A 22,566-nucleotide genomic window follows, 5' to 3' on the forward strand; every position below is an offset into this window, starting at 1 on the left:
GACCCCCGGAACGCAACCCGAACCCGACCCGGAGTCGACCCGGAGTCGGCCCGAACTCAGGCAGTCCCGGGTATCACAAGCCCCGACTCGTACGCCACGATCACCAGCTGTGCCCGGTCCCGCGCCCCCAACTTGCCCATGATCCGGCTGACATGGGTCTTGGCGGTCAGCGGGCTGAGTCCCAACGCGTCGGCGATCTCGGAGTTGTTGAGACCGCGCGCGACCAGCGCGAGCACCTGCCGTTCCCGTTCGGACAGCCCGCTCGGCCCGCCCACTGCGGATGTCGTCGCGGTGTTCGGCGCGCGCAGAAAGCGGGCGATCAGTCGCGAGGTGGGACCGGGCGAGAGGAGGGACTCCCCCGCGGCCACCGTCCGGATGGCGTCGAGGAGTTCAGCCGGTCTGATGTCCTTCACGAGGAAGCCGGACGCCCCGGCCCGCAGTGCCTCGACGATGTGCTCGTCGGTCTCGTACGTCGTCAGGACGAGCACCTTCACCCCCGCGAGATCCTCGTCGGCGGCGATGAGCCGGGTCGCCTCGATCCCGTCGAGGTCAGGCATGCGGATGTCCATCACGATGAGATCCGCCCGCGCCGACCGGGCCAGCGCCACAGCCTCCCGCCCGGTGCCCGCCTCGGCGACGACCTCCATGTCCCCGGCCGACGAAACGAGCATCGCGAAGGAGGCCCGTACGAGGTTCTGGTCGTCAGCCAGCAGTACGCGGATGGTCATCGAACCTCGTCATCCCCGGACAGCGGCAGTGTGGCGGTCACCTCGAAGCCCCCAGCGGGCCCCGGACCGGCGTCCAGTGTCCCGCCCACGCTACGGGCCCGCTCCCGCATTCCGATGAGCCCGAACCCCGGCCTGCCGTCGGACGGGCCCACCCCGCCGCCCGAGCCGGCGTCCCCACCCGTCCCGTCGTCCCTGACACTCACCCGCAGTGCGCCGTCCGCGGTCCACAGACCCACCCGCACGGTGAGGTCCTCGCGGCCACCGTGACGTACGGCGTTGGTGAGCGCCTCCTGCACGATCCGGTACGTGGCGGCGCCCACGGAGGGCGGGATGCCGTCCGCACGGACGGACAATTCGACCTTGGCCCCGGCCACTCGGCCGGTCTCCGCGAGACCGGCCAGTCCGTCGATCCCGGGGAGCGGGCCCCGCATGTCCTCGGCCCCGGAAACAGAACCGGACATGGAACCGGCCCCCGCTCCCAGATCCGCGCCCACTCCCACGACCGTGTCATGCGCCCGCAGCACCTCCAGCGTCGTACGCAGTTCCCCCCGGGCGGTCCGGCAGGTCCCCGCGATGTCGTCCAGTGCCTGGGCGACGGCCTTGCGGTCGAGGCGATCGGGGTCGGCGGTGAGGACGTGGGCCGCCACGGACGTCTGCACGCCGATGAGGGTGATGCTGTGGGCGAGCAGGTCGTGCAGGTCACGGGCGATCCGCAGCCGTTCCTCGGCGACGCGGCGCCTGGCCTCCTCCTCCCGGGTGCGTTCGGCCCGTTCGGCCCGCTCGACAATGGAGGCGACGTACCAGCGGTAGTAGCGGACATCGATACCGATGAACAGGACCGCGATGATCCAGCCGGAGATCTCCAGGGACTCCGGCGCCCCCTTCGGGTTGGTGAGGCCGTCGCTGATCACTGTCGGGCCGAGGACGGCGACACCGGTGATCAGCGTGCGCCGTACGGTGCCGGTCGCCGCGACGGTGTAGAGCGCCAGGATGGTCGCGGGGATGGGCAGGGCGGGGTTGTAGTCGAGGGCGTAGTACGGAGCCACGCAGGCCACCACCCCGAGCAGGGCCACCACCGGACGGCGGCGCCGCCATACGAGGGGCACATGCCCGGCGAGCAGCAGCGTCCAGCCGAGATGGTCGGGCGGGATCCCTTCGCCGCCCATCAGGGCGATGGCTACGGCGAGCACGGCGACGCCCAGCGCGAGGACCGCGTCGTTGCGGGTGCGGTGCGGTGCGGTCAGCGGTTCGCGGTTGATGGCGGACATGATGCGCTCGACGCGACGGGACCGCCCGCCGCCACCGGCCGCCGTCTCCGCCGCCGACCGGTCGCGCACCCCTGTGGTCGTTCCCCGTTCTTCCACGGCTCCATCTTCCGGTACTCGTGCGGGAACCCGGGCGCCCCTCCGGAAGGAGAGGCACCCAGGCGGGCCCGCCGGATCAAGGTGCTCGATCGGCGTGCTGGATCAGGGCGTTCGATCAGATTGCTCGATCGAGGCGTTCGATCAGCGTGCTCAGGGTGCGCCGACGGTTTCCGCCTGCCGCGGCGGCTCGGTCGGTCCGGCCGGTCCGGTCCGTTCGGCCGGGTCGGGCTCCCGTGAGAGCACGCCCGGCCACCACACCTTCCGGCGCAGGGCGACGCTGGCGCTGGTCACGAGGTACGTCCGTACGAGGAAGGTGTCGAGCAGGACGCCGACGGCGATCATGAAGCCGAGCTGGACCAGCTGCACGAGGCCCATGTTCGTCAGCACGGCGAAGGTCGCGGCGAGGACCAGTCCGGCGGAGGCGATGACGCCGCCGGTGGTGCGCAGCGCGGTGAGTGCCGCCGCGGTCGGTTCTGCTCCCGCCAGGGACTCCTCCCTCATCCGATGCATGAGGAAGATGCCGTAATCGACGCCAAGGGCGACCAGGAACACGAAGGACAGCAGTCCGAGCCCCGGATCGGTGCCCTTGAGGCCGAGGAGCGGTTCGAAGACCAGTCCGCCGATCCCGAGGGAGGCGCCCCACACCGCGACGACCGCAACCACCAGGAGCAGCGGTGCGACCAGACTCCGCAGCAGCCCGATCAGGATGAGCATCACGGAGACGAGGACGAGGGGTACAACGATCTTCGTGTCCCGGGCGTTGGTGACCTCCAGGTCGATCTGCTGGGCGCTGTCCCCGCCGACGTAGGAGCCCTTCAGTTCGTCCCGCAGGGACTTGATGGTGGCGGTCTCCCCCGCCGACTGGGGTGCGCTCTTCGCGAAGACGGAGATCTCGGTCCAGCCGTCTCCCGTACGCCCCTTCTCCGCGCTGTCGACGCCCGGTGTGCCACGGACGGTCGCGAGGGTCTCGTCGGCGCGCCCCTGCGGGGTGATCACGTCGATGGGCTGGCTGCCCTGCCCGGGATAGGACTTGGCAAGGGTCTCCATCGCGACGACAGCCTCCGGCTTGTTGACGAAGGAGTCCTCCTGCTTGAGCGGTCCCGGCAGGTTGAGCGAACCCAGGGCGAGGGCGCCGAGCAGTACGGCACCGCTCGCGAGTACGGTCAGCGGCCTGCGTCCGGCAGAGCTGCCCATCGCCGAGAACAGGCTCCGCCGCTGCTTGGGCGTGCTCCCGAAGACGGGCACGAGCGGCCAGAACACACGCCGTCCGACCACTACGAGGATGGCGGGGAGCAGGGTCATCATCGCGATCAGCGCGCACAGCACACCGACGGTGCCGAGCGGGCCCATTCCCCGGCTGCTGTTGAGGTCGGCGGCGAGCAGGCACAGCAGTCCGGCGGCGACGGTGCCTGAGGAGGCGAGCACGGCGGGCCCGCAGCCGCGCAGGGCGGCAACCATGGCCTCGTACGGTCGCTCGAAGCGCCGCAGCTCCTCCCGGTAGCGCGAGACGAGCAGCAGCGCGTAGTCCGTGCCCGCCCCGAACACGAGGATCGTCATCACACCCGAACTCTGCCCCGAGACGGTCGTGCCGAAGGCCTGGTTGAGGCCGTAGGCGACACCCATCGACATGTAGTCGGCGATCCCGGCGACGACGAGGGGCACGAGCCACAGCACGGGGCTGCGGTAGATCAGGATCAGCAGTACGGCGACGACGGCGACGGTGGTGTAGAGCAGCGGTCCGCCGAGCGAGTCGTAGACCGCGCCGGAGTCGGTGGCCAGCGCGCCGGTGCCGCCCACGTCGACGCTCAACCCGCCTTCGTCCTGGGCGACTTCGCGGACGTCGTTGACGAGCTTGTCCCGCTGCTCCTCGTTCGCCCCGGGCTCATTGCTGGCGACCGGGTACATCAGGGTCGTGCCGTCCTTGGACGGAATCCCCTTGGGAGCACCGCCGATCAGCTCGTGCTGCCGGGTGATCTCCGCGACCTGCCCGGCCGCGGTCTTCCGGTCGGCGGCGCTGAGCCCGCCGTCCCGGTGGTAGACGAGCACCATCTCGGTGGTCTCGCCCCCGGGCAACTTGTCCTCGATCTTCGCCGCTTGCGTCGAGTCCGCGCTCGCCGGCAGGTAGTCGGTGACCTTGTCGTGCTGCACGTCGGCGAGCTTCGCCGCGAACGGCCCGACGAGCGCGATCACGGCAATCCACAGCCCGAGCACCGCCCATGGAACGGCTCGCCTGCGTCCCGGCCCCAGCCTCGTCGTAGCGGTTGTCTCTGCGGCCCTCATTGACCGATCTCCCTCCGGCTGACGTCTGCTTCGGTCCCCAGACTTCCGGTGAGAACCACGGCTTTCGTCGGGCGAGAGGGCGAGGTGACGCGTACTGCCGGGGGCGACGGCGGGTGCGGATTACTCCCTGGGGAGTAGTCGGCGGACGGCGCGCCGCCCCGGAAGGGGCGCGGGGCTGTTTCGATCTGCGGCTACCGCCGCGTGTGCGCGACCAGCCCTCACCGACCCGCAGCAGAAATCAATCCCCCGCCGGGAGGGCGCGAGGGGCCCGGGCCCACCCGGGGCTCACGACGGCGTCTGCGCCGCCGTGAGCAATCGCGTCACATCATCCGCACAGATCGTCAGCGCAGCGCCCACCGTAGCGAGGGTCTCCCGTTCGGCAGGCGTGTACGGCCCGTCGGCGAGAGCGATACGGGCGCCCTGGAGGAGGATGGCCTCCCGGCCGGCGGGGGTCTACCGGCGACTTCTCGACGTCGTCGAAGCCATGTCCCTCGGCCCGGCGAAGTCCCGGGATCTGATCCTCGCCATCGTCCAGAACATGTGAAGGAGCCGACATGCCCCCGCACGCCTGGCGGAAGTCCTCCCACTGCCAAGAGGGAGAGGCCTGCGTCCACATATCCGCCACCCCCACCGCCATTCACATCGCCGACGACGACCCGCCCCGCACCGTCCTCACGGTCAGCCCCGTCGCCTTCGGAGCCCTGGTCAAGCAGCTGAAGTCATCCGGCGGTCGCTGAACCGGTCAGATCCGCCACCACCGCCGCATGATCGGAAGGCCACACCCCGTCGACCGGGCCGTCGCCCGCCCGCCACGCCCTTCTCACCGTGCCGAGGCCGGCCGGGTCCGCCGGGGCGCCGACGTGGATGTAGTCGATGCGGGCGCCGGGGCCGCGGTCCGGGTGCAGGGTCGTGGAAGGGGCGGACGCGTCGACGTGGTCCCAGGCGTCGGCGAAGGCATCCGTGCCGCGGAACAGGCGGATCTCGTCGGAGTCGGGGCCGGCATTGAAGTCGCCCGTGACCACGGGCGGGAAGTCGGTGCCGCCACGGTGCGCGGCGACGAACCCGGCGAGGGCGGTGACCTGGCGGCAGCGGATCGCCGAGGCGGTCGGGCGGGACGTCAAGTGAGCTGTGAAGAAGGGGAGTTGCGGGCCGGGGGTGGCTATGCGCGTATAGAGGGCGAGGCGGCCGTCGTCCATGTCCTCGGGGGCCGGCAGGCGGAGCACGTCCCGTTCCAGCAGCGGCCAGCGGCTCAGTACGGCGTTGCCGATCTCGACGCCCGGCTCGCCGATGCGCCGCTGCCAGCGGTCGGAGGCGGGTGAGGGGGCCCAGGTCCAGTGCATGCCGAGCTCGTCGGCGAGCCATCCGGCGAGGTTGTCGTCACCGACGGCCCACACCTCCTGCAGGCCCACGACGTCGGGGCACAGATCGCGCAGGACGGTCAGGATGGCCTTCTGCCGCTCGGCCCAGGGCCCGAAGCGCCACCACAGGTTCCAGGTCACGATGCGCATCGGGCCACCGTCTCTCGTAGCGGAACCGTTCGAGGTTCCGGCGATTGTTCGAGTTCGAGTGAGAGACATTGAAGAGCATCGGCAGCACGACGAGACGGAGATCCGCGCACATGACCCGTGACCACGAGACCAAGTACCGGCGTGCCACCGCGTTCCAGCGCCGCCTCAATCCGATCATGCGCCGTCTGCCGCTCCAGACGCTACTCGAGACGACCGGCCGCACCTCCGGGCTCCCCCGGCGCACCCCGGTGGGTGGCCGGCGGGTCGGGGACTCGTTCTGGCTGGTGTCGGAGTTCGGGGAGCGGGCTCAGTACATCCGCAACATCAAGGCCGATCCGAGGGTGCGGGTCCGCATCCGGGGCCGCTGGCACACCGGCACCGCCCACCTCCTCCCCGACGACGACCCCGCCGCCCGCCTGCGCGCCCTCCGCTCCTTGAACAGCGTGGCGGTACGGGCGATCGGGGCGGGGTTGCTGACGGTGCGGATTGATCTGGATCGGGAATGACCGAATCGCCCAGGAGGGACACCTACGTGAAGTCGAAGGACACCACTCACGCCGACGCGGCTCGCATCATGCGCCGACAGCATCTCGCCCAAGAACTGAAGCGGTCAGCGCGACTGCGCGCCGAAGCCGGGATCACGACAACGGCCGACGACGCGGACGAGAACGAAGAGGAGCTTCTGGACCGGTGGAGCCGAGTGGCGCGTCGGTGAAGCGCCGGGACCCATCGCCGGCACATTGTGCCCACATGGCACAGTCGGCACACTCGGCCCATGACGCAGATGCCAGGGAGTCCGTCGGCATCGAGGACGTCATGCGGGAGACGTTGGCACGGGGTGACGGAGCGCGGCGTGAGTGAGGACCAAACCGTCTGTGACACCTGAGCCGAGCTCAGCTCACCCCGGCCAAACGATCGACTGCACCTCCCCGTACGCGTGCAGTGCGTACGAGCCCACGTCGCGGCCGACCCCGCTCCTCTTGAAGCCGCCGAACGGGGCCTCCATGTTGCGGCCGACCGTGTTGACGCCCACTCCCCCCGCCCGCAGCCGCCGAGCCACCCGGAACGCCCTCGCCACGTCTCCCGACCAGACGTAGTCGATGAGCCCGTAGTCGCTGTCGTTGGCCAGGGCGACCCCCTCGTCCTCCTCGTCGAAGGGGATGACGACGACCACCGGGCCGAAGATCTCCTCCCGGGCCACCCGCATGTCGTTCGTGCAGTCGGCAAGGAGGGTCGGGGAGACGTGGAAGCCGCGGTCCAGCGGCGGGCGTTCGCCTCCCGCCATCACCACCGCGCCCTCCTTGCGGCCCAGTTCGACGTACGACTCCACCCGGTCCCGGTGGGCCGCGGTGATCACCGGGCCGACCACCGTGTCCGGCTCCCTCGGGTCGCCCACCTTCAACCGGCCCGCGTAGGCCGCAAGTTGGTCCACCAGACGGTCGTACACCCCGCGCTGCGCCAGCACCCGCGTCGGTGCCGTGCAGATCTGGCCGCTGTAGAAGGAGAAGGTCGTGCCGATCCCGGCGACCGCCGAGGCGACGTCCGCGTCGTCGAGGACGACCGCCGCGCCCTTCCCGCCCAGCTCCATCAGCTGCCGTTTCATGTCCCGCCCGCACACCTCGGCGATGCGCTGCCCGACGGCCGTGGACCCGGTGAAGCTCACCATGTCCACGTCAGGGGAGGCGACGGCCTCCTCGCCGACGGACGCCGACCGCCCGGAGACGACGTTGACCACACCCGCCGGCGCGCCCGCCGCCTCCAGCGCCTCCGCCATCCGGTACACCGACAGGGGGTCCTGCGGGGCGGGCTTCACCACCACCGTGTTGCCCATGGCCAGGGCGGGCGCGACCTTCCCGGCCGGGTTGGCCCACGGGTTGTTGTACGACGTGATGCAGGTGACCACCCCCACCGGCTGCCGCACGGCCAGCGCACCGAACACCCCGGCCCGTCCCATCGGCCCGGCCTCGTTGATCTGCGGCGGGATCGCCCACTCGGCCGGCTCCACGCGCGCGTACCGCCGGAACCGGGCCACGCCCACCCCGACCTGCATCGCCCGGGCCGTCCCGGTGGTCGCCCCGGTCTCCGCCTGCGCCAGCTCGGCGTACGGCACGAAGCGGCTGGCGATGATGTCCGCGGCCCGGCCCAGGATCGCCGCGCGATCCTCCGGTGAGGTCCTCGACCACGGCCCGAAGGCCTCGCGGGCCGCGGCGCAGGCCGCGTGCACCTGATCCCGCGAGGCCTCCGGAGCCCACCCGACGGTCTCCTCCGTCGCCGGATCGACGACGGCGTAGTACCCGCCGTCCGGCTCGACCCAGCGCCCCCCGACGAACAGCCGCTGTTCATCGCCGTTCAACGGGTGCTCACCGTCCTCGTGTCCCGCCCGGAGCGCAGCACCTTCCCCGGTACGGCACCGCTCACCACGTCGTCCCGGATCGCCTCGGTCCCGTTGACCCACACGGCCCGCACCCCGAGGGCCTTGGCGTCCAGCCGCGGACTGTCACCCGGCAGGTCGTGCACCAGGGTGGCCGAGGCCGCGCCGATCCGTTCCGGGTCGAAGAGCACGAGGTCCGCATGGAAGCCCTCCGCCACCCGGCCCCGCTCGCGCAGGCCGAAGAGCCGCGCCGGGTCGTCCGTCAGCATCTTCACCGCCTGCTCCAGCCCCACCAGCTTGCGCCCGCGCAGACAGTCGCCGAGGAAGCGGGTGGTGTACGGCGCCCCGCACATCCGGTCCAGATGCGCCCCGGCGTCGGACCCGCCCAGCATCACGTCCTCGTGCTGCCAGGTCTCGGCGCGCAGGGCCCAGGACGCCGGGTCGTTGTCGGTCGGCATGGGCCACAGGACCGTACGCAGCTCGTCGGCCGCGCAGATCTCCACCAGGCACTGGAACGGGTCCTGCCCCCGCTCCGCCGCGATGTCCCGCACCACCCGGCCGGTCAGCCCGCGGTTCGCCTCGCTGTAGGTGTCGCCGATGACGTACCGCCCGAAGTCCGCGAGCCGCCGGAAGACGCCCGCCTCCTTGGACTCGGCGCGCCGCAGCATCTCGGCACGCACGGCCGGGTCCTTCAATCGCGCGATGCGCTCCGGCACCGGCAGCCCCAGGATCGGGCCCCACCCCGGTATCAGGTTCAGCGCGCAGAAGGTGCCCAGCGACATGTTCATGGGCGTGAGGATCGGCATGGTCAGCGCGACGACCCGGCCGCCGGCCTTCCGGGCCTGCTCGCTCGCCTGCAGCTGCCGGGGCACGCGCTCGGGGACGGACGCGTCGATGGTCAGCACGTTCCAGTTCAGCGGCCGCCCGGCCGCGGCGCTCATCTCCGCGAACAGTTCGATCTCGGCGTCGCTGAACTGGTCCAGGCACCCTGCGACGATCGCCTCGATCTGCGTGCCCTCGTGCTCCCCCACGGCCCGCGACAGCGCCAGCAGTTCCGCCGGCTTCGCGTGCCGGGAGGCCACGGGCTTTCCGTCCCCGTCGGAGTGGGTCGAGGACTGCGTGGTGGAGAACCCCCAGGCCCCCGCGTCCATGGCCTCGTGCAACAGCCGCACGATCTCACCCAGTTGCTCCTCACTGGGCTGCCCCCCGATGGCGTCCGGCCCCATGACGTGCCGCCGCAGGGCGCAATGCCCCACCATGAACCCCGCGTTGACGGCGATCCGCCCTTCGAGGGCGTCGAGGTAGTCGCCGAAGGAGCTCCAGTTCCACGGCGCCCCTTCCTCCAGCGCCACCAACGACATCCCCTCGACCTTGGACATCATCCGACGCGTGTAGTCGGCGTCGTCAGGGCGGGTGGGATTCAGGGGCGCCAGGGTGAACCCGCAGTTCCCGGCGGCGACGGTGGTGACACCGTGGTTGAGCGAGGGCGTCGCGTACGGATCCCAGAACAGCTGGGCGTCGTAGTGGGTGTGCGGATCGACGAACCCGGGCGCGAGAACGAGCCCGGAGGCGTCCTCACTGGTCCGGGCCTCCTCGCTGACGGTACCGACGAGGGCGATACGGCCGTCCCGGATGCCGACGTCGGCGGTGTACGCGGGTGCGCCCGTGCCGTCCACGACGGTCGCACCCTTGATGAGGTGGTCGAGCATGGTCCGCGAACCCCTTCACACAGCTTGGCGGAACCGGGACGTCCGATGAACGGGATCCGTGTCGATCTTCGGAATCACGTGCTCCCCGATCAACCGGATCGTCTGCAACGTCTCCTCCTTCGGCACCCCCACCGGCAACCCGAAGCTCAACTGGTCCGCCCCCGCCTGCTCCCACCGCTTGCACTGCGTGAGCACCTCGTCCGGGTCACCGCAGATCAACAGCTCCTCCTCGATCAGCAGCTCCACGAACTCCGGCGTGTACTCCGGCAGCGTCTCCGGCCACACCGGGAACCCCTCGGGCCGGGGGAACGTGTCGTGGTACCGGAACACCAGCGAGGGCAGATAGTGCAGCCCCCCGTGCACCGCGATGTCGATCGCCTCCGCGTGTGTCGGCGCGCAGATCGCCGTCGTCGTCACCATCACGTTGTCGTTGACGAAGTCCCCGACCGGCTCCGCGTTCACGATCGCCGTCTTGTACTGCTCCAGCACCCATTCCATGTCGGACACCTTCTGGATGCTGAACCCCAGCACCCCGAGCCCCTTCTTCGCGGCCATCGCGTACGACGGCGGCGACCCGGCGGCGTACCACATCGCCGGGTGGGACTTGCCGTACGGCTTCGGCAGGACCTTGCGCGGCGGCAGCTGCCAGAACTTGCCCTGGAAGCCGACGTACTCGTCCTGCAGCCACATCTTGGGGAACTCGGCGATGGTCTCTTCCCAGATCTCCTTGGTGTAGTTCATGTCGGTCACCCCGGGGATGAACCCGAGGATCTCGTGCGAGCCGGCCCCGCGACCGGACCCGAACTCGAAGCGGCCCTCGCTGAGGTGGTCCATCATGGCGACCTTCTCGGCCACCTTCACCGGGTGGTTGACCTGGGCCAGCGGGTTGAAGATGCCGGAGCCCAGATGGATGCGTTCCGTCGCGTGCGCCAGGTAGCCCAGGAACACGTCGTTCGCGGAGAGGTGCGAGTACTCCTCCAGGAAGTGGTGTTCCGACGCCCACGCGTACTTGAAGCCCGACTTGTCCGCCTGGATGACGTACTCGGTCTCCTCCATCAGCGCCTTGTGCTCGGCGAGCGGATCTGTCTCGGCGCGTTTACCCACGTATCCCTGTACAAAGAGCCCGAATTCCACGGCGGTTCACCGTCCCAAGTCAGGTGAGTCTGCTGAGTCCTACGACTTTCTGACGTACCGTCAGAAAGGTCAATAGTTGACGGCCCGTCAGATGATGCTGACTCCCGCCAGCCAGCCGCCGTCGATGACGAAGGGCTGACCCGTGATGTACGAGGAGTCGTCCGACGTGAGGAACAGCGCCAGCCGCGCCACCTCGTCCGGCCTCCCGATCCGCCCGAGGGGCACGAGCTTGCGGTAGAGCTCGTCCAGGGCCCGGCTCGTCTCCTCCGCGTCCGCCTCCGGGTCCAGCTGGGCCGGATTCGACATCGCGGTGTCGATCGCGCCGGGGCACATCGCGTTGACCCGGATGCGCCGGTCGGCGAGTTCCAGGGCGGCGACGCGGGTGAGGCCGAGGATGGCGTGCTTGGTGGCGGCGTACGTGCCGACGGCCGCCATGCCCGTCACGGCCGTGTAGGAGGCGGTGTTGACGATCGTGCCGCCGTCCTCCATGACCGGCGCCATGGTCTTGATCCCCAGGAAGCAGCCGACCTGGTTGACCCGCACGACCTGCATGAACTCCTCCAGCGGCGTGTCGACCAGGGAGTTGAAGCGCAGGATGCCGGCGTTGTTGACCAGACCGTCCACCCGGCCGTACGTCTCCTTGGCGGTCCGGGCCGCCGCCCGCCAGTCCGCCTCCTCGCCCACGTCGAGGTGGACGTACCGGGCGCCGATCTCCCGCGCCAGCGCCTCGCCCTGCTCGTCGAGGACGTCGGCGACGACCACCTCCGCGCCCTCCGCCCGGAACAGCCGGGCCTCCTGCTCCCCCTGCCCCCGCGCCGACCCGGTGACGACGACGACACGTCCGTCCAGCTTGCCCATGCGGTAACTCCCTAGAGGTGTGGGGCCACGTCGGCGCCGAAGGCCGCCATCTGGTCGGTGAGTTCGGTGCGGCTCCGGCAGCGGAACCGGACCTGGATCTGGTGCACGCCCATCGCGCGGTAGGCGCGCAGGGACTCGGCGAGCGCGTCCGGGGGGCCGGTCAGGGTGCGGCGGCCGGTCTCCCAGGCGGGCGTGCCGACGTACAGGGGCTCGGTGATGGCTCCGATGGTCAGCGGGCGTTCGACACCGGCCTCTTCGCGCAGCCGCCGCAGCCGGGCGATCTGCTCGGGGAGGCGGTCGCGCGGGTCGCCCTGCGGGAGCCAGCCGTCGCCCTTGAGCGCGGCCCTGCGGACGGCGGCGGGGGACGACCCGCCGACCCAGATCGGCACGTGCTCCTGCGCCGGTCTGGGCTTCTGCCCCAGTCCCTCGAAGTCGTAGAGCTTGCCGTGGTGTTCGGGGAACTCCTCGGGGCCGAGGGCCGCGCGCAGGGCGTCGATGGACTCGTCGAGCACGGCCCCGCGGTGCTCGAAGTCGACGCCCAGCGCCGCGAACTCCTCCGGGACGTGCCCGGCCCCGACCCCGAGGATCAGGCGCCCCCCGCCGAGGTGGTCGAGCGTGGCGTACTGCTTGGCGGTCAGCAGGGGGTGTCTGAGGCCCACGACGGCCACATGGCTGAGCAGGCGGACGCGTTCCGTCGCGCCCGCCAGGAAGGCGAGGGTGGCGACGGGGTCGTACCAGACCGTGCTCATCGCGGAGGCGAGGCGGCGCGGGATGGCCACGTGGTCGCAGCTCGCGATGTAGGCGAAGCCCGCCCGGTCGGCCGCGCGGGCGATGGCGATCAGGTCGGCGGGGCCGGCCGTGGCCTCCCAGGGCTCGGCGTAGATCGTGCTCTGGGACTGGACGGGCAGTTGGATCCCGTACGCCAGGGCGCTCATGGCCGCCAGAGCCCTTCGGGGGTGAGCCCCAGCAGGTCGATGGCGTTGCCGCGGACGATCCGCTCCACCACGTCCGGGTCCAGGTGGCCCATCTGCGCCTCGCCGACCTCGCGGGACTTGGGCCAGGTGGAGTCGGAGTGCGGGTAGTCGGTCTCGTACAGGACGTTGCCGAGGCCGATCGAGTCGAGGTTCCTCAGGCCGAAGGCGTCGTCGAAGAAGCAGCCGTAGACGTGCTCGGCGAACAGTTCGGACGGCGGCCGGTGCACCTTGTCGGCGACCCCGCCCCAGCCGCGGTTCTCCTCCCAGACGACGTCCGCGCGCTCCAGGATGTACGGGATCCAGCCGATCTGGCCCTCGGCGTACATGACCCTGAGGTTCGGGAAGCGCTCGAACTTGCCGCTCATCAGCCAGTCGACCATCGAGAAGCAGCAGTTGGCGAAGGTGATGGTCGAACCGACGGCCGGCGGGGCGTCCTTGGAGGTGGAGGGCATACGGCTGCTGGAGCCGATGTGCATGGCGACGACCGTGCCGGTCTCGTCGCAGGCGGCGAGGAAGGGGTCCCAGTCGTCGGAGTGGACGGAGGGCAGCCCCAGGTGCGGGGGTATCTCGGAGAAGGCGACCGCGCGGACCCCGCGGGCGGCGTTGCGGCGGACCTCGGCGGCGGCGAGCTCGGCGTCCCAGAGGGGGATGAGGGTCAACGGTATGAGGCGGCCCTGGGCCTTGGGCCCGCACCACTCCTCCACCATCCAGTCGTTGTACGCGCGCACGCACAGCAGCCCCAGCTCGTGGTCCGCGGCCTCGGTGAAGGTCTGCCCGCAGAAGCGCGGGAAGGTCGGGAAGCAGACGGCGGACTGGACGTGGTTGACGTCCATGTCGGCCAGCCGCTGGGGGACGTCGTACGACCCCGGGCGCATCTGCTCGTACGTGATGACCTCGAGCTTGATCTCGTCCCTGCTGTAGCCCACGGCGGTGTCCAGACGGGTCAGCGGGCGCTGGAGGTCCTCGTACAGCCACCAGTCGCCGATCGGGCCGTCGTCGCCGGGGGCGCCCATCACGGGCTTGAAGCGGCCGCCGAGGAAGCTGATCTCCTTCAGCGGGGCGCGGACGATGCGGGGGCCGACGTCCAGGTACTTCTTCGGGAGCCGGTCCTGCCAGACGTTCGGCGGTTCCACGGTGTGGTCGTCGACGGAGATGATCTGAGGGAGCGTCAGTTCGGAGTCCATGGCGCTCACGGTAGCGCTGATCTGACGACCCGTCAGCTCCCTGTGCCGGGGGTCGCCGAGTGGGGAGAAGAGGTGAGGGCTCGGTGAGATCCCGCGTGCCGGGCTGTGACGGAGCTCTCCACAGCTGACGCATCCGCCGGGAACAAGGCAAACTGACGGGGTTGCTCACAGGGGTCTAGGGGGACACGGCGATGGACGATGTACCGCGGGTGCCGGAGCAGAGGCGCCCCGGCCCGGCTGAGCCGACGGAACTGTGCTTCGGCGTGCTCGGTCCGGTGCGTGCCCGGCGCGGCGACGAGGCCCTGAACACCGGCTCACCGCAACAGCGCGCCCTGCTGGCCGCCCTGCTGCTGCGCGAGGGCCGTACGGCCACCGCCGCCGAGCTGATCGACGCCCTGTGGGGCGAGGAGCCGCCCTCCCAGGCGCTGGCGGCGCTGCGCACGTACGCCTCCCGGCTGCGCAAGGTGCTGGACCCGGGGGTCCTGGTCAGCGAGTCGGGCGGGTACGCGGTGCGCGGGCTCGGCGAAGGCGCGCTGGACCTGGCCGTCGCCCAGGACCTCGCGGCCGAGGCGGAGAAGGCGCGAGCCTCCGGGGATCTGTGCCACGCGCGCGAGGTGCTGAACCGGGCGCTCGCCCTGTGGGACGGGGAGACGCTGGCGGGAGTGCCGGGGCCGTACGCCGAGGCGCAGCGCGTGCGCCTGGAGGAGTGGCGGCTGCAACTGCTGGAATCCCGGCTGGACATGGACCTGGAGCAGGGCTGCCACGCGGAGGCGGTCTCCGAGCTGACGGCGCTGACGGCGGCGCATCCGCTCCGGGAGCGCCCGCGGGAGCTGCTGATGCTCGCCCTGTACCGCAGCGGACGGCAGGCGGAGGCGCTCGCCGTGTACGCCGACACCCGCCGGCTGCTCGCCGAGGAGCTGGGCGTCGACCCCCGCCCGGGCCTCAGCGAACTCCAGCAGCGGATCCTGCGGGCGGACCCGGGGCTCGCGGAGCCCTCCGCCCCGCAGGCCGAGCCCGCCGCCGTCCCCGTACGCCCCGCCCAACTCCCCGCCACCGTCCCTGACTTCACCGGCCGCGCGGCCTTCGTGGCGGAGCTCGGCGAGGTGCTGGCCTCGGCGGAGGGCCGCGTGATGGCGGTCTCGGCGCTGGCCGGCATCGGGGGCGTCGGCAAGACGACCCTCGCCGTGCACGTGGCCCACCAGGCGCGGGCCGCCTTCCCGGACGGACAGCTGTACGTCGACCTGCAGGGCGCCGGTCCTCGGCCGGCCGAACCAGAGACCGTCCTCGGATCCTTCCTGCGCGCGCTCGGCACGGCGGACTCGGCGATCCCGGACTCCCTGGACGAGCGCGCGGCGCTGTACCGGTCGGTGCTGGACGGGCGCCGGGTGCTGGTCCTGCTGGACAACGCCCGGGACGCGGCGCAGGTGCGGCCGTTGCTGCCGGGCACCGAGGGCTGCGCGGCGCTGGTGACCTCCCGGGTGCGGATGGTCGACCTCGCCGGCGCCCATCTCGTCGACCTGGACGTGATGTCCCCCGAGGAGGCGCTGGCGCTCTTCACGAAGATCGTGGGCGAGGAGCGGGTGGCCGCGGAGCGCGAGGCCGCGCTGGACGTCGTGGCCGCGTGCGGGTTCCTGCCGCTGGCGATCCGGATCGCGGCCTCGCGGCTGGCGGCCCGCCGCACCTGGACCGTCTCGGTGCTGGCCGCCAAGCTGGGCGACGAGCGCCGGCGCCTGGACGAGCTGCAGGCCGGCGACCTCGCGGTCAAGGCCACCTTCGAGCTGGGCTACGGCCAGTTGGAGCCGGCCCAGCAGCGGGCGTTCCGGCTGCTGGGCCTCGCGGACGGCCCGGACATCTCGCTCGCCGCGGCGGCGGCGGTGCTGGACCTCCCGGTCGAGGAGACCGAGGACCTGCTGGAGTCCCTGGTCGACACCTCGCTGCTGGAGTCGGCGGCGCCCGGCCGCTACCGGTACCACGATCTCGTGCGGCTCTACGCGCGTGCGTGCGCCGAGCGCGACGAGTGGCCGCCGAGCGAGCGTGCGGCCGCGCTGTCGCGGCTGCTGGACTTCTACCTGGCCACCGTCGGCGGGGTCTATCTCATCGAACGGCCCGGGGACCGCCTGGTCGACCACCTCGCGACACCGGAGTACCCGGGGCTGACCTTCTCCGACCGGCACGCGGCGCAGGACTGGCTGTACGCGGAGGCGGTCTCCCTGCTGGCCTGCGTACGGCAGTCCGCGCACCCGGGAATGATCGGGCACGCGGTCGACGTGCTGTGGGCGGCGGTCGACCTGGCCGAGTCGGGGACCAACTCCAAGGAGTACGAGGCGGTGGCGTCGGCGTTGCGCGAGGCGGCGCGGGAGGCCGGGGATTCGCGCGCGGAGGCCCGGGCGCTGATCTCGCTGGCCTACGCGCACAGCATCACCGGCCGGTTCGACCTGGCCGACGAGGAGGCCGGCCGGGCCCGGGAGCTGACCGGGGACGGGGCCGGTGATCCGCTGGCCGGCTGCTGGTCGTACAACATCCTCGGCGCGATCGCGTTGTACCAGAGCCGTCACGACGACGGCGAGCGGTACTTCAGGCGGGCGCTCGAGGATTTCCGTTCGGTGGGCGACCGTTCCGGCGAGGCGAGCGCGCTGTGCAACCTGTCGCGGACCTATCTGGCCACCGGCCGCACGGACACGGCCGTCGCGCTGGCCCGGCAGGGCACCGCGATGTACGACGACATGGGGCACGCGCTGAAGGGGGCCAACGGGCGGTACGCGCTGGGGCTCGCGCTCACCCAGAGCGGGAAACTGGCGGAGGCCACCCGGTGCCTTCAGCTGGCGCTGGAGGTGTTCCGGGAGAGCAGGCAGCGGCTGTGGGAGGGGATGACCCTCTTCCGGCTCGCCGAGCTGGACCTCGCGGCCCGGCGGCCCGCGCAGGCGGCGGCGGACGCGGAGACCGCGCTGACGCTGCTGCGGGGCATCGGCGGCGAGTGGCGGCGGGGCAACGTCCTCACGGTGCTCGGGCGTGCCCTCAACGGCGTCGGCCAGCTGGACCGGGCTCAGGTGTGCTGGCGGGAGGCGCTGGAGATCTTCGAGGCGCTGGGGGCGCCGGAGGCGGACGAGGTCCGGGCACTGCTGACGCCGGCGTCGGTCGCCTGAGCGGGCGTTCATCGTTCGTTTATCGCCCCAGTGCAGTCTTGCTCGTGCCGGGCCGTCGCGTCGGGGGGCAGACGGAACGGCACGGGGGCGGGCCTCCAGGGCCTGTCCGGCAATTCCCGTCGTCCGCCCGGAGGGCGGGCCGCGCGGCGTCACGGGGGTCCCCCGCGCGAGGTTGTTCGAGCGTGGGGGGAGCGTGCGATCGCGGCGAGCGGGCGTGCCAGGCGGCGCGCGGCAGACGGGAATTGTCGGACAGGCCTAAGGTGAACCGGCCTCATGATCCGTCCGGCGGCCCTCGGGGGAGCTGCCGGGCGGGTCTCGTCCATCCACCGCACGAGCCTTTCAGGGGAGCACCAGATGAGCGACGAGAACACCACCGACAACATCCACGTCACCGACGAGCCGGCCGGCGCCGAGGTGAACCCGGCCAACATCCACGTCACGGACGAGCCGCTCACGGCGGCCACCGCGAAGGACTCGGGCAAGGTGACGACGGACAACATCCACGTCACCGACGAGAAGGCCTGACGACCACCACCCCGACGGGGAACGGCCGCGGCAGCCCGGAGGGGAGTTGCCGCGGCCGACTCGTTCCCGTCGTCACACGGTCCACTCCTTGAGGACGGCCGCCACACTGCGCACCGTGCTCTCCGGCCGCTTGAGCTCCCGCGCCAGCGCGGAAACCCGCTGCTGATCGAGCTTGACCGGGACCCCGGCGGCGGTCAGATACGCATGAGCGACGGCAACCGCCACCCGCAGGTTCGAACGCTCCAGCCAGCGCATACGCCCCAGCGAATGCGCCAGGGCCGCCGCCTTCGCATGCATCCCCTGGTAGACCTCCTGCCCGACCAGCACCGCCCGATGACGCTCGACCGCGGCCACGGGAACGCCGTAGTCGTCGATGACAGGGTCCTCCTGACCCGCCCGCTGCGCGACCTCCAGGATCCAGGCGAGGTCCACGTTGGGATTCACGCCCCGGTTTCCCCCTCGATCTCATCGATGAGATCGCCGTACTCGTCGAGCACTTCCTGCGCGGCGGCCATGAACACGGCGCGCAGGTGCTCGTTGTCGTCCCGGATGAGCTGCTCGACATACTCGTTGACGGGTATCCGCCGCGTGGCTGCGGCCTGTCGGGCCATCTCCGCCGTCTCGTCGTCCATGCGGATGTTGATCTGCGTCTTGGCCATGCCGGGATGGTATCAGCAGATACCAACCCTCGCTATCCGGTGATACCAGCCCTGCGCAACTCCCCCTTCACCACCTTCCCGCTCGCGTTCCGCGGCAGCTCCCCCACGAACTCCACCGTCCTCGGCACCTTGTAGTTCGCCATCTCTCGCCGCGCCCAGGCGATCAGGTCGTCGGCCGTCAGGACGGAGCCCGGCCGCCGCACCACGTACGCCTTGCCGACCTCGCCCAGCCTCGGGTCCGGGACGCCGATGACGGCCACGTCCGCCACGTCGGGGTGCAGGCCGAGCAGTTGCTCTATCTCCGCCGGGTACGCGTTGAAGCCGCCGACGATGAACATGTCCTTGATGCGGTCGGTGATACGGAGGTTGCCGGCCGGGTCGAGCACGCCGACGTCACCGGTGCGCAGCCAGCCGTCCTCCGTCAGGACCTCGGCGGTCGCGGCCTCGTCCTCGTAGTAGCCGCGCATCACGTTGAAGCCCCGGACCAGGACCTCCCCGGGCTCCCCGGCCGGCGCTTCGACCCGCACCTCCGTGCCCGGTATCGCCCGACCCGACGTCGACGCGATCACCGTCGGCTCGTCGCCCCGGCGGCACATCGTGACGATGCCGCTCGCCTCGGACAGACCGTAGGCGGTCAGGACCGTGCCGACGCCGAGTTCGCCGCGCAGCCGCTCCACCAGCCGCAGCGGCACGACCGCCGCGCCCGTCACCACCAGCCGCAACGCGGACAGGTCGTGGGCGTCCCGGGCGGGGTGGTCCAGGAGCGACTGGTGCAGGGTCGGCGGGCCCGGCAGGACCGAGACGCGTTCCGCCGCGATGTTGGCGAGGGCCGTGTCCACGTTGAACACCGGCTGCGGGATCATCGTCGCACCCCGCATCAGGCAGGCGATCACCCCCGCCTTGTAGCCGAAGGTGTGGAAGAAGGGGTTCACGATCAGATAGCGGTCGCCCCGGACCAGTCCCGCGAGGTCGCTCCAGATCTCGTAGCCCCGCAGCGTCTGCGCGTGGGTGATGACCGCGCCCTTGGGGCGGCCCGTCGTCCCGGACGTGAAGATGATGTCGGAGGGCATGGACGGGGACAGCAGCGCGGCGCGCGACCGTACCTCCGGCTCACCCACGCCCTCCCCGCTCGCCAGGAAGTCCTTCCAGGTGCGGAAGTCGGCCGGGGCGTCCTCCGAGAGCACCACGACCTGTTCCAGGTCAGGGAGTCCGGGCAGGGGGCCGGACCCCGGTCCCTCTCCCGCCGCCCGGCGCAGCGAGGCCACGTACGACGTGCCCAGGAACGTCCCGGTCACGAACAGCAGCCGCGCCCCGCTGCGCCGCAGCACGTCCGCCGTCTCGCCGCCCTTGAACCGGGTGTTCAGGGGCACCAGCACCGCGCCCGCCGACACCGCGCCCAGCGCGGCGACCATCCAGTCCAGGGAGTTGGGCGCCCAGATCCCCACCCGGTCGCCGACCGCGATCCCGTTCGCCATACAGGCCGCGGCGGCCCGGTCGACGCGGGCACCCAACTCCGCGTAAGAGACCCGGACCCGCCCGTCCACCACCGCCTCGACGTCCGCGTACCGCTCGGCGGCCGAGCGGACCAGGCCCGGGATCGTCCCCCACTCCACGTCACCGCGCACAACAGCCCCCTACCAGTAGCTGACTGACCGTCAGATTAGCTGTAACCTGACGCCCTGTCAGCTCAGGGGACAGCAGGCGGAGGTGCACCAGCATGGGCGGAGTCAAGGACGCCACCGCGATCGTCGGCATAGGACAGACACCGTTCGCCAAGCATCTCGAGGACGACGAGAGAACCCTCGCCTGCCGTGCCGTCCTCGCCGCCCTCGACGACGCCGGGATCGCGCCCGGCGAGGTCGACGCGCTCGCCTCCTACACCATGGAGGAGACGGACGAGGTGGAGCTGGCCAAGGCCGTCGGCTTCGGGGACCTGACCTTCTTCAGCAAAGTGGGCTACGGGGGCGGCGGTTCGTGCGCCACCGTCGCGCATCTCGCCGCCGCCATCGCCTCCGGCCAGGCGACGGTCGGCGTCGCCTGGCGGTCCCGCAAGCGCGGCTCGGGTCCCCGGCCCTGGACCAACACCACCGTCCAGCTCCCCACCCCGGCCCAGTGGACCCGCCCCTTCGGCCTGCTCCGGCCCGCCGACGAGATAGCCATGCTCACCCGCCGCTACCTGCACGAGTACGGCGCCACCCGGGACCATCTGTTCAACGTGGCGCTCGCCTGCCGCAACCGGGCGAACCAGAATCCCGCCGCCGTGATGTACGAACGGCCCCTGACCCGCGAGATGTACATGACCGCCCGCTGGATCAGCGAGCCCCTGTGCCTCTTCGACAACTGCCTGGAGACGGACGGGGCGTTGGCCTGCGTGGTCGTCAGCGCCGAGCGTGCCCGGGACTGCCGGCAGACCCCCGTGTACGTCCACTCCGCCGCGCAGGGCCTGCCCGCCCAGCACCACGGCATGGTCAACTACTGGAACGACGACCCGCTCACCGGCCCCGCCTGGGCCGCCGCCCGACACCTGTGGAAACACGCCGACTTCACCCCGCAGGACGTCGATGTCGCCCAGATCTACGACGCGTTCACCGCGCTGATCCCGCTGTCCCTGGAGGGCTACGGCTTCTGCGGGCGCGGCGAGGGCGGTGCGTTCACCGAGCAGGGCGCGCTGGAGATCGGCGGGCGGCTCCCGCTCAACACGAGCGGCGGCGGGCTCAGCGAGGCCTATGTCCACGGCTTCAACCTCATCAACGAGGGCGTACGGCAACTGCGCGGCACCAGTACCGCCCAGGTCCCGGACGCCGCCACCTGCCTGGTCACCGCCGGTGAGGGAGTCCCGACGTCCGCACTGCTGCTGAGGAGTTGACATGCTGAGCCCCGTCACCGACGCCGACGGCGCCCCCTTCTGGGGCTACGCCCGCCAGGGCGAACTGCGCGTCCAGGCCTGCTCCGACTGCGGCGAGCCGCGCTTCCCGCCCCGGCCCTGCTGCCCGCACTGCCAGTCCTTCGCCGCCGAGTGGCGCCGGATGGAGGGCCAGGGCCGCATCTGGTCCTACGTCCTCCCGCACCCGCCGCTCCTCCCCGACTACGCCGAGCAGGCCCCGTACAACGTGGTCGTCGTCGAACTCGCCGACGCCCCGCGCATCCGAATGGTCGGCAACGTGGTCGCCGAGGCCGGCGCGCGCCTGGACTCGGTGGCGCCGGAGCGCATCCGGATCGGGGCGAGGGTGCAGGTCGTCTTCACCAACGACGGTCTGCCGCAGTGGGTCCTGGAGCGGCCGTGACCACGACCCGGGCCATCACCGTCTCCGTCGACAAGGACACCGGCGTCGCGACCGTCACCCTCGACCGGCCCGAGAGGCTCAACGCCATCGACCTGACCATGCGGGACGAACTCCGGCAGACCTGGCGGGAGTTGCGGTTCGACGACGCCGTGCGCGCGGTCGTCCTCACCGGTGCGGGCGAGCGGGCCTTCTGCACCGGCCTGGACCGCGACGCCGTCGTTCCGCAGCCCGGCTCGCCCTTCATGGCGGACGATCCGCTGCTGCGGGTGGGCCCCAAGTCGAACGACCTGTGGAAACCGGTCGTCGCCGCCGTACGCGGCATGGCCTGCGGGGGCGCCTTCTACCTGCTCGGCGAGGCGGACTTCGTCGTCGCCGACCCCACGGCCGCCTTCTTCGACCCGCACACCACCTACGGCATGGTCAGCGCCTACGAGTCCGTGCTGCTGGCCCAGCGGATGCCGTACGGGGAGGTCGCGCGGATGATGCTGATGGGCACGGCGGAACGGATCTCGGCGAGACGCGCCCACGAGATCGGCCTGGTCTCCGAACTCACCGAGCCCGGCGGGGCGTTGACGGCGGCCACGGAGTGCGCGGCCGTGATCGCCGGGTATCCGCCGGAGGGCGTGCAGGGCACCGTGCGGGCGCTGTGGGCGGCCCGGGAGGGCGCCGTGGCCGCCGGGTTCGCGCAGGCCGCCCATCTGGTCGCGCTCGGGAATCTGCCGGGCGAACGCCAGGCGGAGCTGTTCGCGCGGCGCGGCGGCACCCACCGGACCCGCTGAGCCGATCGGGTCACCGCATGGCGGTCATCGCCCAGCGGGCGTAGCGTCGGCACGGGCGGCCGCCGT

The 22,566-nt window shown here is 71.5% G+C and carries 21 protein-coding genes and 1 pseudogene; 8 read left to right on the forward strand and 14 right to left on the reverse strand.

Features of this window, described 5'->3' with window-relative positions:
• Positions 1–56: 56 nt before the first annotated feature.
• From ABZZ74_RS09910 to ABZZ74_RS09925, 4 genes and pseudogenes are all read right to left on the reverse strand, one after another.
• The gene (locus ABZZ74_RS09910) at positions 57–728 is read right to left on the reverse strand and encodes a response regulator transcription factor (RefSeq protein ID WP_356762974.1); all 672 of its coding nucleotides are present in this window, start codon (positions 726–728) and stop codon (positions 57–59) included.
• Positions 725–1,996 (reverse strand): histidine kinase, encoded by a 1,272-nt coding sequence (locus ABZZ74_RS09915; RefSeq protein WP_356763295.1) that lies wholly within the window; start codon positions 1,994–1,996, stop codon positions 725–727. The genes ABZZ74_RS09910 and ABZZ74_RS09915 overlap by 4 nt, the downstream gene beginning before the upstream one ends.
• 246 nt (positions 1,997–2,242) lie before the next feature.
• Positions 2,243–4,372: an MMPL family transporter gene (locus ABZZ74_RS09920; protein WP_356762976.1), complete on the reverse strand. Its 2,130-nt coding sequence runs from the start codon at positions 4,370–4,372 to the stop codon at positions 2,243–2,245.
• A gap of 285 nt (positions 4,373–4,657) precedes the next feature.
• A pseudogene (locus ABZZ74_RS09925) lies at positions 4,658–4,816 on the reverse strand (TerB family tellurite resistance protein); the annotation flags it as partial.
• 110 nt (positions 4,817–4,926) lie between these two features.
• On the opposite strand from ABZZ74_RS09925, the gene ABZZ74_RS09930 reads away from it, so the two are divergent.
• Complete coding sequence (locus ABZZ74_RS09930; RefSeq protein ID WP_356762978.1) at positions 4,927–5,109, forward strand: DUF397 domain-containing protein; 183 nt, start codon at positions 4,927–4,929, stop codon at positions 5,107–5,109.
• On the opposite strand, the gene ABZZ74_RS09935 is transcribed toward ABZZ74_RS09930, so the two are convergent.
• Positions 5,092–5,880: an endonuclease/exonuclease/phosphatase family protein gene (locus ABZZ74_RS09935; RefSeq protein ID WP_356762980.1), complete on the reverse strand. Its 789-nt coding sequence runs from the start codon at positions 5,878–5,880 to the stop codon at positions 5,092–5,094. The genes ABZZ74_RS09930 and ABZZ74_RS09935 overlap by 18 nt on opposite strands.
• Positions 5,881–5,990: 110 nt before the next feature.
• Between ABZZ74_RS09935 and ABZZ74_RS09940 the strand changes: the two genes are divergently transcribed.
• Together ABZZ74_RS09940 and ABZZ74_RS09945 are read left to right on the forward strand one after the other, a co-directional pair.
• Positions 5,991–6,386 carry a nitroreductase/quinone reductase family protein gene (locus tag ABZZ74_RS09940; protein WP_356762982.1) on the forward strand — a complete coding sequence of 132 codons (396 nt, stop codon included), beginning with the start codon at positions 5,991–5,993 and terminating at the stop codon, positions 6,384–6,386.
• Positions 6,383–6,595 (forward strand): hypothetical protein, encoded by a 213-nt coding sequence (locus tag ABZZ74_RS09945; RefSeq protein WP_356762984.1) that lies wholly within the window; start codon positions 6,383–6,385, stop codon positions 6,593–6,595. The genes ABZZ74_RS09940 and ABZZ74_RS09945 overlap by 4 nt, the downstream gene beginning before the upstream one ends.
• A gap of 183 nt (positions 6,596–6,778) precedes the next feature.
• On the opposite strand, the gene ABZZ74_RS09950 is transcribed toward ABZZ74_RS09945, so the two are convergent.
• The 6 genes from ABZZ74_RS09950 to ABZZ74_RS09975 form a co-directional block, all read right to left on the reverse strand.
• Positions 6,779–8,233, reverse strand: a complete 1,455-nt coding sequence (locus ABZZ74_RS09950; protein WP_356762986.1) for an aldehyde dehydrogenase family protein — start codon at positions 8,231–8,233, stop codon at positions 6,779–6,781.
• Complete coding sequence (locus ABZZ74_RS09955) at positions 8,230–9,960, reverse strand: D-aminoacylase (RefSeq protein ID WP_356762988.1); 1,731 nt, start codon at positions 9,958–9,960, stop codon at positions 8,230–8,232. Before ABZZ74_RS09955 ends, ABZZ74_RS09950 begins: the two co-directional genes overlap by 4 nt.
• A 15-nt stretch (positions 9,961–9,975) precedes the next feature.
• The gene (locus ABZZ74_RS09960; RefSeq protein WP_356762990.1) at positions 9,976–11,094 is read right to left on the reverse strand and encodes an LLM class flavin-dependent oxidoreductase; all 1,119 of its coding nucleotides are present in this window, start codon (positions 11,092–11,094) and stop codon (positions 9,976–9,978) included.
• An 87-nt stretch (positions 11,095–11,181) separates the two neighbouring features.
• Complete coding sequence (locus ABZZ74_RS09965; protein ID WP_356762993.1) at positions 11,182–11,952, reverse strand: glucose 1-dehydrogenase; 771 nt, start codon at positions 11,950–11,952, stop codon at positions 11,182–11,184.
• A gap of 11 nt (positions 11,953–11,963) precedes the next feature.
• Positions 11,964–12,887 (reverse strand): LLM class F420-dependent oxidoreductase, encoded by a 924-nt coding sequence (locus ABZZ74_RS09970; protein WP_356762996.1) that lies wholly within the window; start codon positions 12,885–12,887, stop codon positions 11,964–11,966.
• Positions 12,884–14,110 (reverse strand): amidohydrolase family protein, encoded by a 1,227-nt coding sequence (locus tag ABZZ74_RS09975; RefSeq protein ID WP_356762998.1) that lies wholly within the window; start codon positions 14,108–14,110, stop codon positions 12,884–12,886. The genes ABZZ74_RS09970 and ABZZ74_RS09975 overlap by 4 nt, the downstream gene beginning before the upstream one ends.
• Positions 14,111–14,301: 191 nt before the next feature.
• Here ABZZ74_RS09975 and ABZZ74_RS09980 point away from each other — a divergent pair, with 191 nt between their 5' ends.
• Positions 14,302–17,253 (forward strand): BTAD domain-containing putative transcriptional regulator, encoded by a 2,952-nt coding sequence (locus ABZZ74_RS09980; RefSeq protein WP_356763000.1) that lies wholly within the window; start codon positions 14,302–14,304, stop codon positions 17,251–17,253.
• 354 nt (positions 17,254–17,607) lie between these two features.
• Entirely contained in the window at positions 17,608–17,778 is a 171-nt protein-coding gene (locus ABZZ74_RS09985; protein WP_356763002.1) for a hypothetical protein, read from the forward strand.
• 72 nt (positions 17,779–17,850) lie between these two features.
• On the opposite strand, the gene ABZZ74_RS09990 is transcribed toward ABZZ74_RS09985, so the two are convergent.
• Genes ABZZ74_RS09990 through ABZZ74_RS10000 form a run of 3 tightly spaced genes read right to left on the reverse strand, consistent with a single transcriptional unit; the run spans position 17,851 to position 20,062 of the window.
• Positions 17,851–18,222 (reverse strand): fic family toxin-antitoxin system, toxin component, encoded by a 372-nt coding sequence (locus ABZZ74_RS09990; RefSeq protein WP_356763004.1) that lies wholly within the window; start codon positions 18,220–18,222, stop codon positions 17,851–17,853.
• Positions 18,219–18,437, reverse strand: a complete 219-nt coding sequence (locus ABZZ74_RS09995; protein WP_356763006.1) for a hypothetical protein — start codon at positions 18,435–18,437, stop codon at positions 18,219–18,221. Before ABZZ74_RS09995 ends, ABZZ74_RS09990 begins: the two co-directional genes overlap by 4 nt.
• Positions 18,438–18,469: 32 nt before the next feature.
• Positions 18,470–20,062 carry a FadD3 family acyl-CoA ligase gene (locus ABZZ74_RS10000; protein WP_356763008.1) on the reverse strand — a complete coding sequence of 531 codons (1,593 nt, stop codon included), beginning with the start codon at positions 20,060–20,062 and terminating at the stop codon, positions 18,470–18,472.
• 92 nt (positions 20,063–20,154) lie between these two features.
• Here ABZZ74_RS10000 and ABZZ74_RS10005 point away from each other — a divergent pair, with 92 nt between their 5' ends.
• From ABZZ74_RS10005 to ABZZ74_RS10015, 3 genes are read left to right on the forward strand one after another with little or no spacing between them, the layout of a single operon-like run.
• The gene (locus ABZZ74_RS10005) at positions 20,155–21,303 is read left to right on the forward strand and encodes a lipid-transfer protein (protein WP_356763010.1); all 1,149 of its coding nucleotides are present in this window, start codon (positions 20,155–20,157) and stop codon (positions 21,301–21,303) included.
• A 1-nt stretch (position 21,304) separates the two neighbouring features.
• Complete coding sequence (locus ABZZ74_RS10010; RefSeq protein WP_356763012.1) at positions 21,305–21,721, forward strand: OB-fold domain-containing protein; 417 nt, start codon at positions 21,305–21,307, stop codon at positions 21,719–21,721.
• Positions 21,718–22,500, forward strand: coding sequence for an enoyl-CoA hydratase/isomerase family protein (locus ABZZ74_RS10015; RefSeq protein WP_356763015.1), 783 nt, complete (start codon positions 21,718–21,720; stop codon positions 22,498–22,500). The genes ABZZ74_RS10010 and ABZZ74_RS10015 overlap by 4 nt, the downstream gene beginning before the upstream one ends.
• Positions 22,501–22,566 lie beyond the last annotated feature (66 nt).

Source organism: Streptomyces sp. NPDC006476 (assembly GCF_040612015.1).
GTDB lineage: Bacteria > Actinomycetota > Actinomycetes > Streptomycetales > Streptomycetaceae > Streptomyces > Streptomyces griseorubiginosus_B.

Bases quoted from the DNA above. Each gene is read 5' to 3' on its own strand.
- ABZZ74_RS09965 (WP_356762993.1), bottom strand. From the start codon at position 11,952: ATGGGCAAGCTGGACGGACGTGTCGTCGTCGTCACCGGGTCGGCGCGG.
- ABZZ74_RS09955 (WP_356762988.1), bottom strand. From the start codon at position 9,960: ATGCTCGACCACCTCATCAAGGGTGCGACCGTCGTGGACGGCACGGGC.
- ABZZ74_RS09970 (WP_356762996.1), bottom strand. From the start codon at position 12,887: ATGAGCGCCCTGGCGTACGGGATCCAACTGCCCGTCCAGTCCCAGAGC.
- ABZZ74_RS09975 (WP_356762998.1), bottom strand. From the start codon at position 14,110: ATGGACTCCGAACTGACGCTCCCTCAGATCATCTCCGTCGACGACCAC.
- ABZZ74_RS09935 (WP_356762980.1), bottom strand. From the start codon at position 5,880: ATGCGCATCGTGACCTGGAACCTGTGGTGGCGCTTCGGGCCCTGGGCC.
- ABZZ74_RS09930 (WP_356762978.1), top strand. From the start codon at position 4,927: ATGCCCCCGCACGCCTGGCGGAAGTCCTCCCACTGCCAAGAGGGAGAG.
- ABZZ74_RS09920 (WP_356762976.1), bottom strand. From the start codon at position 4,372: ATGAGGGCCGCAGAGACAACCGCTACGACGAGGCTGGGGCCGGGACGC.
- ABZZ74_RS09980 (WP_356763000.1), top strand. From the start codon at position 14,302: ATGGACGATGTACCGCGGGTGCCGGAGCAGAGGCGCCCCGGCCCGGCT.
- ABZZ74_RS09945 (WP_356762984.1), top strand. From the start codon at position 6,383: ATGACCGAATCGCCCAGGAGGGACACCTACGTGAAGTCGAAGGACACC.
- ABZZ74_RS09995 (WP_356763006.1), bottom strand. From the start codon at position 18,437: ATGGCCAAGACGCAGATCAACATCCGCATGGACGACGAGACGGCGGAG.
- ABZZ74_RS10010 (WP_356763012.1), top strand. From the start codon at position 21,305: ATGCTGAGCCCCGTCACCGACGCCGACGGCGCCCCCTTCTGGGGCTAC.
- ABZZ74_RS09985 (WP_356763002.1), top strand. From the start codon at position 17,608: ATGAGCGACGAGAACACCACCGACAACATCCACGTCACCGACGAGCCG.
- ABZZ74_RS09910 (WP_356762974.1), bottom strand. From the start codon at position 728: ATGACCATCCGCGTACTGCTGGCTGACGACCAGAACCTCGTACGGGCC.
- ABZZ74_RS10005 (WP_356763010.1), top strand. From the start codon at position 20,155: ATGGGCGGAGTCAAGGACGCCACCGCGATCGTCGGCATAGGACAGACA.
- ABZZ74_RS09940 (WP_356762982.1), top strand. From the start codon at position 5,991: ATGACCCGTGACCACGAGACCAAGTACCGGCGTGCCACCGCGTTCCAG.
- ABZZ74_RS09915 (WP_356763295.1), bottom strand. From the start codon at position 1,996: ATGTCCGCCATCAACCGCGAACCGCTGACCGCACCGCACCGCACCCGC.